Origin of the sequence: Halomonas sp. KG2 (genome assembly GCA_030440445.1) — a bacterium.
Lineage (GTDB): Bacteria > Pseudomonadota > Gammaproteobacteria > Pseudomonadales > Halomonadaceae > Vreelandella.
The window spans coordinates 3,257,000-3,272,348 of sequence record CP098528.1 but is presented as its reverse complement, the minus strand read 5'-3'; the positions used below and the strand labels follow the sequence as shown (position 1 = coordinate 3,272,348).

The window sequence follows — 15,349 nt, the reverse complement described above, 5'->3', positions numbered from 1 at the left end:
CCACTCAGTAACTTCAGCCCATAGTTCTCGTTCTCTCTACATTCTCTCAATAACTTCTAAAAGGAACCGATGTGGCTTCTTCACCACCTCGCGCTCAAGCGACGTCTTCAAACCAAAGCTTTCAAGCGCTCGTGCGACTGCTGCGCTATGCCAAAGGTTATCGGCGGCGGATTGCCGCGGCCACCGCCTGTTCCATTATTAATAAACTATTTGATATCGCTCCGGAAATTCTGATCGGTGTGGCGATTGATGTGGTGGTGAATCAGGAAAACAGCTTTGTCGCGCGGCTGGGGTTTGAAACACCTCATCAACAAATCACCATTCTGGCGGTGCTGACGTTCTTTATCTGGGCGGGGGAGTCGCTGTTCGAGTATCTGTTCCAAATCCTCTGGCGCAACCTTGCCCAGCGGCTACAGGCCGATATGCGCCAGGACACCTACGAGCATGCCCAGCGCCTGGATATGGCGTTTTTCGAATCTAAAAGCTCCGGCCAGCTCGTCGCCACCATGAACGACGACGTGAACCAGCTGGAGCGCTTCCTGGACGGCGGAGCTAACGCACTGATTCAAGTTGGTGTGACGGTAATCGCGGTAGGCGCCGTGTTCTTTGTACTGTCACCGCTGATTGCGCTACTGGCGTTCACGCCGATTCCGCTGATTATCTGGGGCGCTTTCTTCTTCCAACGCAAAGCCGGGCCGCTGTATAGCGATGTGCGTGAAAAGGTGGGTGATCTTGCCAGCCGCCTTTCCAACAACCTAAGCGGCATTGCCACCATCAAAAGCTTTACCAGTGAAGCACGGGAAGCCGAGCGCCTCCGTGATGCCAGCGAAGCCTATTTAGAAGCCAATCGCCGGGCGATAAAGGTCAGCTCCGCGTTTATACCCGTGATCCGTATGGCAATTTTGGCGGGCTTTCTCGCCACCTTTACCGTCGGCGGCATGATGGCGCTGGACGGCAGCCTGAATGTAGGCGCTTATGGCGTCCTGGTTTTCCTTACCCAGCGCTTGCTGTGGCCGCTCACCGGCCTTGCCCAAGTGATCGACCTGTTCGAGCGCGCGATGGCCAGTACTAAGCGGATTCTTGACCTACTGGAAGTGCCAATTACGGTTAAAGATGAAAGTACAACGCCTCTCACTGCGCCTGTGAAAGGCGAGGTGCGGTTCGAAGCCGTGAGCTTCCACTACGCCGCTAGCCAAGTAGGGGTGAATGGCGTTGATCTCCACGTGCCTGCAGGCAACACCCTAGCGCTGGTAGGCGCTACCGGTTCCGGTAAATCGACCCTGATCAAATTGCTGCTGCGCTTTTACGACCCAGTCAGCGGCCGCGTACTGGTCGACGGTCAGCCGATCACAGAGGTCAGCATGCACTCGCTGCGCCAAGCGATAGGGTTGGTGAGTCAGGATGTGTACCTGTTTGAAGGCAGCATTCGCGACAATATTGCTTACGGCAAACCCGATGCCTCGGAGGCCGCGATTATTGACGCCGCGAAAACCGCCGAAGCCTGGAGTTTTATTGAAACGCTGCCCCAAGGGTTGGAAACCCCGGTTGGCGAGCGAGGAGTATTACTCTCTGGCGGCCAACGTCAGCGGCTTTCGCTGGCCAGGGCGCTGCTTAAAGATCCGCCGATTCTGGTGCTGGATGAAGCCACTAGCGCGGTGGATAACGAAACTGAAGCTGCCATTCAGCGTTCACTGAAGCGCATCGCCCATGGCCGTACGGTGATTATGATTGCCCATCGGCTTTCGACTATTGTGCATGCCGATGAAATCGTGGTGATCGAAAAAGGACGCGTTGCTGAGCGTGGTAACCACTCAAGCTTGTTGGTGGCTGATGGCCACTATGCTGCCCAGTGGCGAGTACAAACTGGCGCTGCCCAGGCAGGCGATGTGGAAACACTCAGCCACTGAACGCGCCTTACGGCGCGTTAGCGGTTCACCAGCAGGGCATTCAAGGTGACCGGTACATGCTCGTCAATCTCCTGATAGCCCAGCAACGACAGCACGGTTCGCACCGTGCTGTTGGCCATCAGCGCGCGGCCATCCATCGCCATCGGTTCAGCATGGGTAACGCGCACCTCGTTCAGTCCTTCGCGGGTAAAGCGCAGCGGCACCGACTCTTCCTGATTAATCAGGTCGGTTTGTACCCGAAAGGTAAGCGTTTCTACCATGGATTCACCAATATCCAAGCCATCTAACCGCTCTGGCGGCATTTGCGCGACCAGTGTGACTAGCGTGGTATTGGCCAGTAAGCCCACCCACGGCGGCAAATCACCAAAGCGAGTCAGCAAATCCGTTTGGCTCAAACGCAACGGCAGGCGCAGGGTGCCATCGGCAGAGATATCACCCTGCAAATTATTCACCTGATGGTGATGGGTTTGCGGGGCACTGCCATCTAATTGAGTAATAGACGCCTGCACCCGCGACTGACCAGGATCTAGCTGCCAATCCGCATGAACCGGCACCGCCAACAATAGCGGGATAAGAGCAATCAAAGCTTTCACAGCACGTCTCCGCATTTCGGAACTCACTACCAGACCTCACGCTTTTCAATAAGTGCCCCTAAAAAATTGCTGCTATCACCACAAGATAGCACCGTAAGGGGTAGCCTCGCCCGAACACATTCGCTATTATATGCACGCTTTACGGGCCTATAGCTCAGTTGGTTAGAGCAGGGGACTCATAATCCCTTGGTCGTAGGTTCAAGTCCTACTGGGCCCACCATTTCTATCTTGTTCCCTTTATAGCTTTTTCTCAAACATCGCAGGCCTTGCCGTCTAGCGATTTCTTTGCCGTGCCTATTTTTTACTACCTCCAAATCTCTCCTCTCCAGGCTAGCCGCTATTTTCAAGCCTCCATTCTCAGGTTAGCGTCGTTGCTGTTATTGTTCATGCGAATAAAAATCCGTATCATTCGCTTTATTATAACGATGCTTCTCCTCATGCCTGTGAGACCTTCCTATGCTCCCTACGTCCATGTCGTTTTCTGTTGCGCCGCTGACTGCGGCGGTTCGCCGCTCGTTGGTGGTGTCGCTTGGTGGAATGCTTAGCGTTGCGCCTTTGGCGGCGCTTGCTCAAGAGGAGCGAGTTGCTAACGATCCTGTTGTGGTAACCGCAACTGCCTTGAAAGTGGATACGCCGCTGGTGGAAACGCCGCGCCCTGTATCCAGCGTTGATCGTGAGGAGTTGGAAGCCCGCAACGTCCAGCAATTAGATGAAACTTTCCGTTATCGTGCAGGCGTGCTTTCGGGGCATTTCGGCAGTGATAACAACACTGATTGGTTCAAGGTGCGTGGGTTTGATCAGTCCACTTACCAAGATGGCCTGCGGATCTATCGCGAAGGGTTTTACCAGTGGCTGCCGGAGCCATTTGGCTTGGAGCGGGTGGATGTGTTCAAAGGCCCATCCTCTATTCTTTACGGCGAAGCGCCTCCTGGAGGCTTGATTAATGCGGTTAGCAAGCGCCCAACAGAAACGCCTCAGGGCGAGGTGAATGTACAGTTTGGCAATCGCGATCATCGCCAAGTGGGCATTGATACCAGTGGCCCGGTAGGCGAGAGTGACAATGTTCGTTACCGTTTGGTCGGCCTTTATAAAGAGCGTGATGGTGATTTGAACGCGACTAACAACGAGCGTTACTACTTTGCGCCGAGTTTGGCGGTGGATGTTAGCGACGATACAACGGTTACTTTTTTGGCCAGTGTGCAGAAAGATGACGGTGTTCCAGTCAACTCCTTCAAGCTGCCCTATGGTACGGTTCAAGACACTCCCTTTGGCCGTGTCGACCCCCAAACCAACCTGAGTGAGCCGGGTTACGATAAGGATAACCGTACCCAGTGGGCGTTAGGCTATGAACTACGCCATCAGCTTAATGATACGTGGCGCTTCGAGCAGGATTTACGCTACAGCGAGCTGGATTTAGAGCTGCGTAGTACGTACGCTTTCTTTATGGCTGATGAACGTCAGGCGGCACGCGGGCATGTGTATCGCGATGGCACCATTGATAGTTTGACGGTTGATAACCGTATGATGGGCACTTGGTACACCGATCGTACAGAAAATACCCTGCTGCTGGGGGCGGATTATCAGAACCTTGGGGTGAGTGGCCAAGAAGCTGATCCGTTTCCCTTCGGCGATCCTATCGATATCTTCAACCCCACCTACGGCAACTTTACGCCCGTAGGGGCGGATGATTTGGTAACCCGAGAAATTGATAAAGAGCAAACCGGCTTGTACGCCCAAAACCAGCTGCGTATTGATGACCGTTGGGTGCTTTTGGGTGGGGTTCGCTTTGATCAGGCGGACACCGAAAATAGGAATGTTACCGCGGGAACAACGCAACGCTCAGACGATGACCAAGTATCCTGGTCCGGTGGTGCGATGTATTTAGGGGAAAACGGTGTTAACCCCTATATCAGTTATACCGAATCTTTTGACCCGTTAGGTCGAGTGGACAGCGATGGTGATCTTTACGAGCCCCGCGAAGGTCGCCAGTGGGAAGCTGGGGTCAAAGTCGCGCCCTTTGGCTGGGACGGCTATGTCACGGCCGCAGTATTTGACCTGCAAGAGAGCAATACGCTGATCAACTCGCCCAGCGGCTTCCAGGTACAAGAAGGTGAGCGGACCTCTCAGGGCTTTGAGTTGGAAGGGGTTGGTTACCTAACGGATGACTTAAAAGTGACGGCGGCTTATACCTATACCGATTCACGCCTTGAAGATGATCAGCGGGCGCCCTTGATACCGCGCCATCAGGCGTCAACCTGGTTGGACTATGCCTTTACCGGCGGTGCATTGAATGGCGTTACCTTAGGTGGAGGTGTGCGTTATGTGGGGAGCACGATAGACACCAGTGTGTCAGATAACACTGCCGTGGGTAGCTACACGCTGGTCGATGCGATGGTGGGCTACGAGTTTGCTGATGGTTGGCAGGCTCAATTGAACGTCAATAATCTCACCGATAAAGAGTACGTGGCGAGTTGTGAATATTGGTGCTACTACGGCGAGTCTCGCAGTGTCATTGGCAGCTTGAGATACCGCTGGTAACGCGTGGTTTTCCACCACTGCTCCGTTAGCTGTGTGGTGTCAGCACTCGGGCATACAGCGCACAATCTTCGCTATAGCAAGTGCAAGACGCTGCGATCAGGCCGGGGCGGTCCATGATGATGATTTCACCACGGTGGTAGCGAATTAGGCCGCGTGTTTGCAGGGCAATTGCCGCCAACGTAATCCCTGCTCGTCGAACGCCTAGCATCATGGCCAAGAACTCGTGGGTTAGCTGCAATCTATCTGATTTGGCGCGGTCTTGGGTCATTAGCAGCCAGCGGGCAAGGCGTTCCTCAATCCGATGAAAATGGATGCAGGCCGCTGAGTTTGCTAGCTGATTAATGACGACGTAAAGGTACCGTTTTAGCCGCAGATGCAGTACCGGGCACTCTAGCAAGAGCCGTTGAAAGCTAGCAGTGTTGATACGCAGCGCTACCCCGGCTCCCTGAACAACTGCGAGCAGTGGCGCTTCTTCGATACCGAGCATCAGTGAGAGACCAAGCATGCCTTCACGTCCTGCCATCGCGACTTCAAGGCGGCTATCCCCATGAAGAATGACGATCTGTGAAACTGGTGATGGGGAAGTAGGCGTGGGTGACTGTATCGGTAGGATGGTGAAGTTCTTCGCCAAACGTAAGCGACACAGTCTCGCAACTGGCCATAAAAGCGTCTTGCTCAGCAGTAGGCAGATCAGCAAGAAGATAGTTGGCATCGGCAGCGTGAAAAATAGACGTCATGTGCCTCTCCGGTTGAAAGAACCTGGCAAACGGCATAATGAAGATCGCGATCATTTTGATGTCGGCTGCAGACGCACCATCTTTTTTTAATGGTACCTCCACATATTAACATTGGTTGAATCAAGCGTCGGCACGCTAGCGTACATAGCGTGTTGGTGCTTTTGGCATTATGTTAGCGGCTTCGCTTATGTTGCTCACATAACGTGATGGTGGTTGAGCAGCCGATCATACTCGCGTTTGACCACTGAGTAGCACTCGCAGACCCGTGCTTCCAGCCCAGGGCGGTCGATTACTTTAATGCGCCCTCGGTTGTAAGAAATCAAACCGGCCTTTTGAAGTTTACCCGCTGACTCGGTGACTCCCTCGCGACGCACGCCTAACATATTGGCAATTAATTCCTGGGTCATCACCAGTTCATTTCCCGGCAGCCGATCAAGGCTGAGCAACAGCCAGCGGCATAGCTGTTGGTCGACACTGTGGTGGCGGTTGCATACCGCTGTCTGCGCCATCTGGGTCAGTAAGGCTTGGGTATAGCGAAGCAGTAGTCTCTGCATGGCACCGGCGCGGTAGAATTCGTTTTTGAGCAGTTGTCCCTTAAGCCGATAAGCATGTCCTGCGCTCTGTACGATCTCTCGGCTAGGGGTGGTTTCACCTCCCATAAAGAGCGAGACGCCTACAATACCCTCGTAGCCGACTATAGCGATCTCCGTCGAGGCGCCGTTCTCCATCACGCAGAGTAGCGAGACGATGGAATCCAGCGGAAAGTAGACATGACTCATTTGCCGACCAAGTTCACTAAGTGATTGACCCAATGTCAATGTCACTTTTTCAAGGTGAGGCAGCAGATTCGTGAGATCATTTTGGGGAAGTAAACCAAGCAACGCATTTTGCTTGAAATTATTCGGTTCAAGCATTGAATATCCTCATTATCTTAAGCTTAGATGCAGCTTTCTTCAGCCGCCGCTTCTACAAGGGAGCCCTTGTGGATGTGCGCCCTCCAGCCGATAGACATTCTCCTTTCAAGTATAGAGTGCCTTGAGGCAATCTCTGTACGCTATCGCACATAGGACTGATTTGTCGGCTTGGGAGTCGCCAATTTTAATTTAAATAACTTGCTGCTTGTGTTCGCTAACGCACAGTGAGTTGTCAATCTACCGCCTAATGTCACTATCAGTGAGGCAAGGGATATGCCTGAACAGGATGTTGCACTGTGCGCTGCAAGGAATGCAGCGCCGACCTTACCCTTGGACACGGCTACACATGGATAAAAACGTCATGCTGTACGGTGGTCACCAAAACAATAATACCCAGATGACAGAAGACGATGCCGAGCAAGGTGCCGACGAGCGATTGCGGAGTGTCGAGAATGCCCTGCAAGTAGAAAGGGGGTGGGCTAAAGCAACACTAAATTCAATCGGTGATGCTGTTTTGACGACCGATTTGAGCGCCAGGGTTACCTATCTGAACCGCGTTGCTGAAGCATTGACCGGCTGGACGAGTGCAGAGGCGCTTGGTAAGCCAATTGATCAGGTCTTGAAGCTCGTGCATATCCAAACTTACGAGCCCGCGCCTAACCCAGCGCTAAGAGCAATAGAAGAAAATCGCACGGTAGGGTTGGCTCTGGACTGCGTGTTGATTCGCCAGGATGGTAGTCAACTAGAGATAGAAGATTCGGCGGCTCCTATTCATGATAGCCATGGTGTTACGGTAGGGGCGGTGATTGTATTTCATGATGCCAAGCACTCTTTAACGCGCGCTGAGCAACTAGCCTATCAGGCTCACTATGATGCGCTAACCAAGCTGCCTAATCGTTTTCTATTTGCAGAACACTTTGCTCGCGCTATCCGTCTAGCAAAACGGCACGACCATTATGTTGCACTGTTATATTTAGATATCGATAACTTTAAGTTCATCAATGATTCACTTGGCCATACTGTTGGCGACAGCTTGTTGCAGTTCGTCGCTAACTGTCTCAGTGAATGTGTACGCGCTACAGACTCCATGTCCCGACAGGGTGGAGATGAGTTTATAGTACTGCTTAGTGAAATTGAAAAACTGAGTGATGCTGCCAGAGTGGCAGAAAAAATCCTTCGGGCATTAGCGATGCCATGCTGTATTGGTCACTATAAACTAGGCATTAGTGTCAGTATCGGGATCAGCCTCTATCCCGATCATGGGGCAAATGAACATAGTTTGCTCGAGAATGCCGACACCGCTATGTACCGTGCAAAGAAAAGCGGTCGACATCAATACCAAGTATTTAGCTATGATATGAACAATAAGCACTGGCAATGTAAGCATAAAGAACGTTGAACTCGTTTAGCTATCCATTCTATTAGAATTCACTAGACTCAAACGTTACGCTCATGTGGTGTTGTACGTCTGGGAGTCGCTTTTATGACACGATTTTATCGCCGTTTTAGTGTGATGTTGCCGCTTGCGTTTCCCGCTTTGCTGCTTAGCTCAATGGTTCATGCGGCTGCTCCGCAGGCGAGTACCTCGGTATTAAGTGCTGAAGCTTCTGACCCGAACCAGTTAGGCTGGATGCAGGGCTTCCCACCTGCACCGGAGCAGTTGATTGGCCAGCCAGACTCCAACTACTTTAGTTTCCCCAAAATGCGCTGGACGGTGTGCCACTTTCGCGAGCTGTTGCCTACTAAGCAGGTCAGCCGTGGGTTGGGCGCACCTGCTCCTTTGCCCTATGCATTAGATGACGCGATAAACGCTGTCACCTTCACTCCGATTGACGCTAGTGAGCCTATGTCGTGGCAGGCGTCGCTGAATGAAAACTACACCGATGGTCTGCTGATTCTTCACCAAGGCCAGGTGGTGTATGAGACTTACTCAGGCTGTTTGGATGAAACGGGCCAGCACGGCGCTATGTCGGTGACTAAATCCATGACCGGCTTGCTAGGTGAAATTCTGGTGGCAGAAGGCGTGCTGGATGAGCAAGCGCTGGTGGGTGATATTTTACCGGAACTTGCCGACAGTGCTTTTGGTAATGCCACGGTGAAGCAACTGCTTGAGATGACCACAGGCCTTGCTTACAGCGAAGATTACAGTGACCCCAACGCTGAGGTCTGGGCCTACAATGCAGCGGCAAGCCCGCTCCCCAAGCCAGACGATTACACTGGGCCGCGTACTTATTATGAGTATCTCGCAACGGTACAACCGGAAGGGGAGCATGGGCAGGTCTTTGGCTATAAAACGATTAATACCGATGCACTTGGCTGGGTGATCGCGCGCACGACGGGTGAATCGGTGGCGTCACTGTTGTCATCGCGTCTTTGGCAGCGGTTAGGCATGGAGCAGGATGCTTACTTTACCGTGGACTCTATTGGTACGCCGTTCGCAGGGGGCGGTTTGAGCGCTGGCCTTCGGGATTTGGCCAGAGTCGGCCAGTTGGTGCTTAATAAAGGCGTAATGAATGGTGAGCGGCTATTTCCTGCCGCAGCCGTTGAGCGCATTCGGGAAGGCGGCGACAGGCAAGCGTTTGACGCCGCGGGATACCGTTATTTACCGGGCGGTAGCTACCGCGGCATGTGGTGGTCTCTGCATAACGAGCATGGCGCCTTTGCCGCAAGAGGGGTGCATGGACAAACCATTTATATTGACCCCACCGCTGAGATGGTCATTGTGCGTTTTGCATCGCACCCGGTGGCAGGAAATGCGGCTAATGACCCTACCTCACTCCCCGCCTATCAGGCGGTTGCAGAGTATTTGATGGAAAAAGCGGCTATGACATCTGAGTAATATGCCAAACGGTACTTTCCATGGGCCCTTTCTCAAGGTCGGTGCAAGTGTCAATTCGCATGATGGTGACGGCTTAGCAGCGCACGCTGAGTTGGCCTTGAGTGTTGCCCCGTTGCCACTGCCAGCGTATCAGGCGTTCTTGCTCACTGCCGCTATCGTCCAGCAGCGTTAGCTGGTGCTGATCCGTACTTAGTTGGGTACTTAGGTGAGTCAGGGCGGCTAATTCTGCATACTGTTGGGCGGGGGGGGAGTTGTGAGCTGCCCCGGCAGCCACCCAGATGGCTGCTTTCCCAGACCTCGAACGGTAGCTGGTGGTCAGCAACCGTTTGAGCCAGCGCCTTATAGGTTTGGTAGCCGTACTTGGCGCAGCATTTGTCTTTTGTGCCGTGGGTGCAGCAGAGCAGTAGGTCTTTTTCTAGCGGGGGCTGTTCCCACTCTGCCAAGCTGTTGCCTGTTTGTAGAGCGCTTAAAAAGTTTTCTAAGTGATGGCGGGCGATTAGAAAGCGCCGCCGCTCTGGCATCAGAAATACTTGGTGCTGATGTTTATCCATTCCCAGTTACTGAATCAGGTTAATACGTAGGCCGCTATCGGCAATGTCATCTAGTGTCTGTTTCAGCGTGTCGTTCATGCCGCTGGCATGGCGCAATTTGCGCAGCCACTTTGCGCGCGGCCAACTGATTAATAGATTGAGTTCGGCATGGGCAGCGCTCCCAGCTAATGGGTCATTCTGTTCACGGCTGAGGTCGGCGCAGAAAGTGTGCTTCATAGGGCGATATGTTCAAGAGTGCGTGTTCAAGGGCGTATATATTCATGATCGATCAAAGAGTTTTAATCAATTGTGTGCTTTTAACGCCATGCTTTTAACCCCATGCTTTTAACACCATAGTGGTTTCGATTTTAATCTTTTATGTATTGTTCTTTGTGGTGCAGCATATTTTTTTGCACCGTTTTGGGATGTCCTTTTAGCCGGAGTAGATGCTTAGTTGAAATCAACAGAGTTGGAGGTGAAAAATTATTTCCCTTGACCGTATCGATCAAAGGTTATAAAGAATAAAATTCCTTATAAATGTTTGTGGGGGAAATAAATTGCTTATTGATCGTTTTGATTTGAAAATTCTTGAACAGCTTCAGCGCGATGATAGTCTTTCTATTGCACAGCTTGCAGAAGGGGTTGGTCTCTCTGTTACGCCGTGTTGGCGGCGAATACAAAAGCTGGAAAAAGACGGAATTATAGAAAAAAGAATTGCCGTACTGAACCCTGAGAAATTGGATCTTAGTCTTACTGTGTTTGTGATGGTTAAAACGGATAAACACAACCAAGCTTGGCTTGATACATTTCAGGAAACGGTTAAAAACTTTCCTGAGATCGTAGAAGTTAATCGTCTCGCAGGTGAATACGACTACTTACTCAAGGTCATTACGCGTAATAACCAATCTTATGACGCCTTTTATAAAAGGCTGATTGCGAAAATAGAGCTCAGTAATGTCACATCGTGCTTCTCAATGGAACAAGTCAAGAAAACCACCGAGCTCCCCCTCGGCGATCTCTCGTGAGTGGATGGAGCGCCTACAGAGTGGGGTCATTGGAGAAGGGCGCTTGATCCCCGGCCCATTTGGAGACTGCCCCTTGCTCTATGCCGATTACACGGCATCGGGAAGGGCGTTGGATATCGTCGAGCGGGCAATGCAGGAGGAGGTGTTGCCTCTGTATGCCAATACGCATACAGAAACCTCTTACACCGGTAAAATGACCACGCGGCTACGGGAAGCTGCTCGCCAAGCTGTGGCGGAGTCTGTAGGTGCTGATGACGAATATGCGGTCATTTTTGCTGGTGCTGGTGCAACCGCGGCGATAGATCGTTGCTGTCGCATTCTTGAGTTGACCCATGGGCAAGTGACTTCGAAGGTCTCCAAACCGGTTGTTTTCGTTGGCCCCTATGAGCATCACTCCAATGACCTGGTATGGCGTGAGTGCGATGTTGATCTGGTACGTACTCCTCTGGATAGCCATGGTCTTGTTGATCTGGGAATACTAGAACAGCAATTGCAGGCACATGCCGAGCGGGAAGTTAAAGTCGTGGCGTTTTCGGCTGCTTCGAATGTAACGGGGATTTTGTCGCCCGTGGCCCAGATAGCCAAGTTAGCGCACCAATATGGCGGCTTGGCTGTGTTCGACTATGCGGCAAGTGGGCCCTATGTCGCGATCAATATGGCAGGCAGCGGCCAAGGCGATCATTTGGATGCCGTCTTCCTTTCCCCTCATAAGTTTGTTGGTGGACCTGGAAGTTCCGGCGTGCTGGTGATTCGCAAAGCGGTGTGCTGCAATGCGAAGCCATCTATTTCAGGTGGCGGCACGGTATCCTATGTAACTGCCTCCCATCATCGCTATGTTCAGAATGTCGAGCGTCGGGAGGAAGCGGGTACGCCTAATATTTTGGGCGACATTCGCGCGGGGTTGGCGTTCCGTATCAAAGCAAAAGTTGGCACTGAGACCATTGAACTGCGCGAGAAAGAGTTGGTGGCCATGGCGGTGGCACGCTGGCAAAAAATAGCCAACCTAAACCTGCTTGGCTCACTTAATGCGCCCAGGCTGGCCATCTTCTCGTTCAATGTCACTGCTGGAGAAAGGGCGATACACCATAACCTCGTGGTTGCCATGCTGAATGACCTATTCGGTATTCAGGCTAGAGGTGGCTGTTCCTGCGCGGGCCCTTATGGTCATGAACTGCTTTCCATTGATAGTGATACGGCTGCAGCGCATGAAGCGTTAGTCCAAAAAGGTAGAAGCATATATCGCCCAGGTTGGGTAAGACTCGGATTTAACTTCTTTTTTAGCAATGAGTCGGCTAACTATGTAATATCAGCGGTCGAGTTTATTGCGCGTTATGCCCCAGTATTAATGAAACTTTACTCTGTGGATGAACATAGTGGTGTTTGGGTTGCCCAGCGCCCTGATGCGTCAGCTCAATCCGAAGAGTCAGTAACGCCATGCCTATTGGATACGCTTTTCACTAAGGATGCATCTGTTGGAACAGCTGACGAGGCCACAGTACTTGATTGCTTTGCCAGAGCGCTTGAATTGGTTGAACTGGCGAAAGCCTTGCCTTTACCCGCTAATCGCCATGCTGAAGATGTACCCGTTCGTTGGTTCTGGTGGCCCCATGAAGCCGAACAGGCCATGCAGACACAAGCCGAGATGATGCCATGACCCTCACTCCCTCTTTGGCCGGTGCCGGCCTTGAAGCCTTGAATGCACGTGTGAAGCACGACCTCGCCTGTCTGAACCTGCCACCTGCTAATTGGGTTCCCCCATTAGAGAGAGAGGATGGGCGGCACGTTTACGATGTCGTGATTGTGGGGGGGGGGCAGTGCGGTTTAGTGGCGGCTTTCGCGCTACTGTCGGGAGGCATCTCCAATATCCGTATTTTTGATCGCAACCCGGCGGGTAAAGAAGGGCCCTGGATGAACTATGCCCGCATGGAGACACTGCGTTCGCCGAAAACATTACCAGGACCCAGCTATGGGTTTGCCTCACTGACCTTCCGGGCTTGGTATGAGGCGCAGTTTGGCACCGAGGCTTGGGAAATTCTTGACAAGATTCCGCGACCTACCTGGATGGAATACCTTTGCTGGTACCGTGAAGTTCTCAACCTGCCGGTCGAAAATAGTGTCAAGGTTGAGCATGTTAAGCCCGAGGGAGAGCTACTCAGTCTTGAGCTTTCTGGCCCAGGCGCGACGGCTGAACGTGTTCTAACACGTAAACTGATTATGGCGACTGGCCGTGAAGGTACCGGTGCCCCCAAGATTCCCGATTTCGTTGCTGGTTTGCCGGAATCTAGCTGGGCACACACGGCGGACGATATCGACTTTACTGCCCTTAAAGGGAAGCGTGTGGTCGTGGTGGGGGTAGGCGCCTCGGCGATTGATAATGCTGCTGAGGCGCTGGAGCATGGCGCCAGCGAGGTTCGCTTCCTGATTCGCCGTCAGCAGATGCCGACAATCAACAAAATGATGGGTATTGGCTCCTATGGCTTTACTCATGGCTACGCAACACTGCCGGATGAGTGGCGCTGGCGCATTATGCATTACTCTTTTATCACTCAGACGCCGCCTCCTCGTGGCTCGACGTTGCGCGTCAGCCGCCATGAGAATGCTTATTTTCACTTTGGTTGTGGCATTGAAAATATTCGAGTTGAAGGGTCGGAAGTGGTGATCACGACCCAGCAGGGCAAACAGGTTCGCTGCGACTTTCTGATTCTGGGAACTGGGTTTGAAGTTGACCCACTGGCCCGTACCGAGCTGGCAGGGTATGCCGATCGTATCCTGCTGTGGCGTGATCGATATCAGCCACCCGCCGAGCTTCAGCATGAGGAGCTGGGCAATTTTCCTTACGTGGATCGCGACTTTGCCTTCCAAGAACGAGAGCCAGGAGCGGCCCCCTGGCTGCGTAATATCCACTGCTTTAACTATGGCGCCTCTATTAGCTTAGGCAAAGTCAGCGGTGACATTCCTGGGATCAGCGAAGGAGCCAGCTGGTTGGCAGGTGCAATTGCCGCAGGCTTTTATCGAGAAGACATTGAACGCCACTGGCAGCTACTCGAACACTACGACTCTCCGGAACTACTGGGGGATGAGTGGGAGCCTTCCCCATTGTCTTGAATGCGTAGCGCTAACATCGTCTTTGTATTGCAATGTTAAGGAACCAAAATGTCACATGTACTGGAAACAGCCGCTGGCGTGCCCAGCAGCGGCCCGCTGGCCGAAGCCCTGACCATGCGCGGCAAGTTGATGGAGCTGACACAAGCATCCTATGAAGCAGCGCTGCTACCCAGTGATGCCGGGAACCTGCCCGCCAGCTTAAGAGCGGCGCTGGCATGTCGTATGGCGAGAATTTGCCAGCAAGCAGGGCTGACACAGCACTATGCTGATTTGCTTGCCGGGTATGGCGATGATGCCGACCCTTACCAACTGGCTCTTCCAGGGCAAATGCCACCGGCGGATAACCAGCGTTTGGTTGCGATGGTGGATTACGTTGATTTGGTCACCGAACGACCACGGGATGCCAGCGAAGCAACAATCGGTTCGCTACGTGCCGCAGGCATTGATGAAGCAGATATTGTCCGCTTAGCCGGGCTGGTTGCTTTCGTTAACTACCAGCTGCGCGTTGCTGCTGTGCTGAGTGTGATGGGGAAAAACCAATGAGTCGTGTCATTCACAAGTTCACTACCCGGGTACCCACGTGGCGTCCCCATATCACGCCGATTGATTTTGATCAGGCGACACCTGCTCAACGGGAAGCGCTGAAAGAGACGCCTTCCAACACCAAAATTTCCGACTATGTATTGGTGTTGGCGCATGATCCTGAGCCGCTGCGTATTCGCACGTCTCTATTTAACGGCATCATGTATGACAAGGGTGGTCTATCCCGTGAAGAGCGGGAACTGGGAGCGGTGGCAGCATCGGTCGTCAACCGCTGTATCTACTGCGCGGCTGTGCATGCTCAGCGTTATAACAACCTGACGCGTGATGAGCGGGTGATGCAGGAGATCTTCTTCAATGGCGAAAAGGCGGATATCGATGCTCGTCAGCGTGCCATCCTTAAGTTTGGCATGCGGCTCTCTGAGTGTCCTCCCCAAGTAACCGAAGATGATATTGCCAGCCTACGTGAAGCAGGGCTGGATGATCAGGAAATTTTGGATCTTACCCTCTCAACCACTCTGTTTGGCTGGGCAAACCGGCTTATGCACACCCTTGGTGAACCTGTATCGGGAGCATAGCTTAAGCAAGCACCCGCTTTTTAAAACGTTGGCACATCCCTGG

Annotated in this window: 15 protein-coding genes and 1 tRNA gene; 10 read left to right on the top strand and 6 right to left on the bottom strand. The window is 52.6% G+C overall.

Annotated elements, in window-relative coordinates; genetic code table 11:
• The first annotated feature begins 71 nt into the window (after positions 1-71).
• Positions 72-1,907, top strand: a complete 1,836-nt coding sequence (locus tag NDQ72_15250) for an ABC transporter ATP-binding protein/permease (GenBank protein WKD27399.1) — start codon at positions 72-74, stop codon at positions 1,905-1,907.
• 17 nt (positions 1,908-1,924) lie between these two features.
• Here the strand turns inward: NDQ72_15250 and NDQ72_15245 are convergent, their stop codons facing one another.
• Positions 1,925-2,500 carry a hypothetical protein gene (locus NDQ72_15245; GenBank protein WKD27398.1) on the bottom strand — a complete coding sequence of 192 codons (576 nt, stop codon included), beginning with the start codon at positions 2,498-2,500 and terminating at the stop codon, positions 1,925-1,927.
• 143 nt (positions 2,501-2,643) lie between these two features.
• Here NDQ72_15245 and NDQ72_15240 point away from each other — a divergent pair.
• Together NDQ72_15240 and NDQ72_15235 are read left to right on the top strand one after the other, a co-directional pair.
• Positions 2,644-2,720: transfer RNA gene (locus NDQ72_15240), tRNA-Ile, on the top strand.
• Positions 2,721-3,037: 317 nt separating this feature from the next.
• Positions 3,038-5,038, top strand: a complete 2,001-nt coding sequence (locus NDQ72_15235) for a TonB-dependent siderophore receptor (GenBank protein WKD30414.1) — start codon at positions 3,038-3,040, stop codon at positions 5,036-5,038.
• Positions 5,039-5,063: 25 nt separating this feature from the next.
• Here the strand turns inward: NDQ72_15235 and NDQ72_15230 are convergent, their stop codons facing one another.
• From NDQ72_15230 to NDQ72_15220, 3 genes are all read right to left on the bottom strand, one after another.
• Positions 5,064-5,561, bottom strand: a complete 498-nt coding sequence (locus tag NDQ72_15230) for a Crp/Fnr family transcriptional regulator (protein WKD27397.1) — start codon at positions 5,559-5,561, stop codon at positions 5,064-5,066.
• Between the two features lie 16 nt (positions 5,562-5,577).
• A complete protein-coding gene (locus tag NDQ72_15225) occupies positions 5,578-5,775 on the bottom strand; it encodes a hypothetical protein (GenBank protein WKD27396.1) in 198 nt (65 codons plus the stop codon).
• Between the two features lie 194 nt (positions 5,776-5,969).
• The gene (locus NDQ72_15220; GenBank protein ID WKD27395.1) at positions 5,970-6,689 is read right to left on the bottom strand and encodes a Crp/Fnr family transcriptional regulator; all 720 of its coding nucleotides are present in this window, start codon (positions 6,687-6,689) and stop codon (positions 5,970-5,972) included.
• Between the two features lie 346 nt (positions 6,690-7,035).
• Here NDQ72_15220 and NDQ72_15215 point away from each other — a divergent pair, with 346 nt between their 5' ends.
• Positions 7,036-8,088 (top strand): diguanylate cyclase, encoded by a 1,053-nt coding sequence (locus NDQ72_15215; GenBank protein ID WKD27394.1) that lies wholly within the window; start codon positions 7,036-7,038, stop codon positions 8,086-8,088.
• An 84-nt stretch (positions 8,089-8,172) separates the two neighbouring features.
• Positions 8,173-9,528, top strand: a complete 1,356-nt coding sequence (locus NDQ72_15210) for a beta-lactamase family protein (protein ID WKD27393.1) — start codon at positions 8,173-8,175, stop codon at positions 9,526-9,528.
• A gap of 152 nt (positions 9,529-9,680) precedes the next feature.
• On the opposite strand, the gene NDQ72_15205 is transcribed toward NDQ72_15210, so the two are convergent.
• Positions 9,681-10,079, bottom strand: coding sequence for a hypothetical protein (locus tag NDQ72_15205; protein WKD27392.1), 399 nt, complete (start codon positions 10,077-10,079; stop codon positions 9,681-9,683).
• A gap of 6 nt (positions 10,080-10,085) precedes the next feature.
• Positions 10,086-10,295 carry a hypothetical protein gene (locus NDQ72_15200; GenBank protein WKD27391.1) on the bottom strand — a complete coding sequence of 70 codons (210 nt, stop codon included), beginning with the start codon at positions 10,293-10,295 and terminating at the stop codon, positions 10,086-10,088.
• A 320-nt stretch (positions 10,296-10,615) separates the two neighbouring features.
• On the opposite strand from NDQ72_15200, the gene NDQ72_15195 reads away from it, so the two are divergent.
• The 5 genes from NDQ72_15195 to NDQ72_15175 are packed head-to-tail and all read left to right on the top strand — an operon-like array spanning position 10,616 to position 15,306.
• The gene (locus NDQ72_15195; protein WKD27390.1) at positions 10,616-11,083 is read left to right on the top strand and encodes an Lrp/AsnC family transcriptional regulator; all 468 of its coding nucleotides are present in this window, start codon (positions 10,616-10,618) and stop codon (positions 11,081-11,083) included.
• The gene (locus tag NDQ72_15190) at positions 11,013-12,737 is read left to right on the top strand and encodes an aminotransferase class V-fold PLP-dependent enzyme (protein ID WKD27389.1); all 1,725 of its coding nucleotides are present in this window, start codon (positions 11,013-11,015) and stop codon (positions 12,735-12,737) included. The genes NDQ72_15195 and NDQ72_15190 overlap by 71 nt, the downstream gene beginning before the upstream one ends.
• Complete coding sequence (locus NDQ72_15185) at positions 12,734-14,188, top strand: NAD(P)/FAD-dependent oxidoreductase (GenBank protein ID WKD27388.1); 1,455 nt, start codon at positions 12,734-12,736, stop codon at positions 14,186-14,188. Before NDQ72_15190 ends, NDQ72_15185 begins: the two co-directional genes overlap by 4 nt.
• A 48-nt stretch (positions 14,189-14,236) precedes the next feature.
• Complete coding sequence (locus tag NDQ72_15180; protein WKD27387.1) at positions 14,237-14,731, top strand: hypothetical protein; 495 nt, start codon at positions 14,237-14,239, stop codon at positions 14,729-14,731.
• Complete coding sequence (locus NDQ72_15175; GenBank protein WKD27386.1) at positions 14,728-15,306, top strand: peroxidase-related enzyme; 579 nt, start codon at positions 14,728-14,730, stop codon at positions 15,304-15,306. The genes NDQ72_15180 and NDQ72_15175 overlap by 4 nt, the downstream gene beginning before the upstream one ends.
• Positions 15,307-15,349 lie beyond the last annotated feature (43 nt).

Coding starts and splice junctions, on each gene's coding strand:
- NDQ72_15235 (WKD30414.1), top strand. CDS start 3,038: ATGCTTAGCGTTGCGCCTTTGGCGGCGCTTGCTCAAGAGGAGCGAGTT.
- NDQ72_15230 (WKD27397.1), bottom strand. CDS start 5,561: ATGGCAGGACGTGAAGGCATGCTTGGTCTCTCACTGATGCTCGGTATC.
- NDQ72_15225 (WKD27396.1), bottom strand. CDS start 5,775: ATGACGTCTATTTTTCACGCTGCCGATGCCAACTATCTTCTTGCTGAT.
- NDQ72_15220 (WKD27395.1), bottom strand. CDS start 6,689: ATGCTTGAACCGAATAATTTCAAGCAAAATGCGTTGCTTGGTTTACTT.
- NDQ72_15215 (WKD27394.1), top strand. CDS start 7,036: ATGGATAAAAACGTCATGCTGTACGGTGGTCACCAAAACAATAATACC.
- NDQ72_15210 (WKD27393.1), top strand. CDS start 8,173: ATGACACGATTTTATCGCCGTTTTAGTGTGATGTTGCCGCTTGCGTTT.
- NDQ72_15205 (WKD27392.1), bottom strand. CDS start 10,079: ATGGATAAACATCAGCACCAAGTATTTCTGATGCCAGAGCGGCGGCGC.
- NDQ72_15200 (WKD27391.1), bottom strand. CDS start 10,295: ATGAAGCACACTTTCTGCGCCGACCTCAGCCGTGAACAGAATGACCCA.
- NDQ72_15190 (WKD27389.1), top strand. CDS start 11,013: ATGTCACATCGTGCTTCTCAATGGAACAAGTCAAGAAAACCACCGAGC.
- NDQ72_15185 (WKD27388.1), top strand. CDS start 12,734: ATGACCCTCACTCCCTCTTTGGCCGGTGCCGGCCTTGAAGCCTTGAAT.
- NDQ72_15180 (WKD27387.1), top strand. CDS start 14,237: ATGTCACATGTACTGGAAACAGCCGCTGGCGTGCCCAGCAGCGGCCCG.
- NDQ72_15175 (WKD27386.1), top strand. CDS start 14,728: ATGAGTCGTGTCATTCACAAGTTCACTACCCGGGTACCCACGTGGCGT.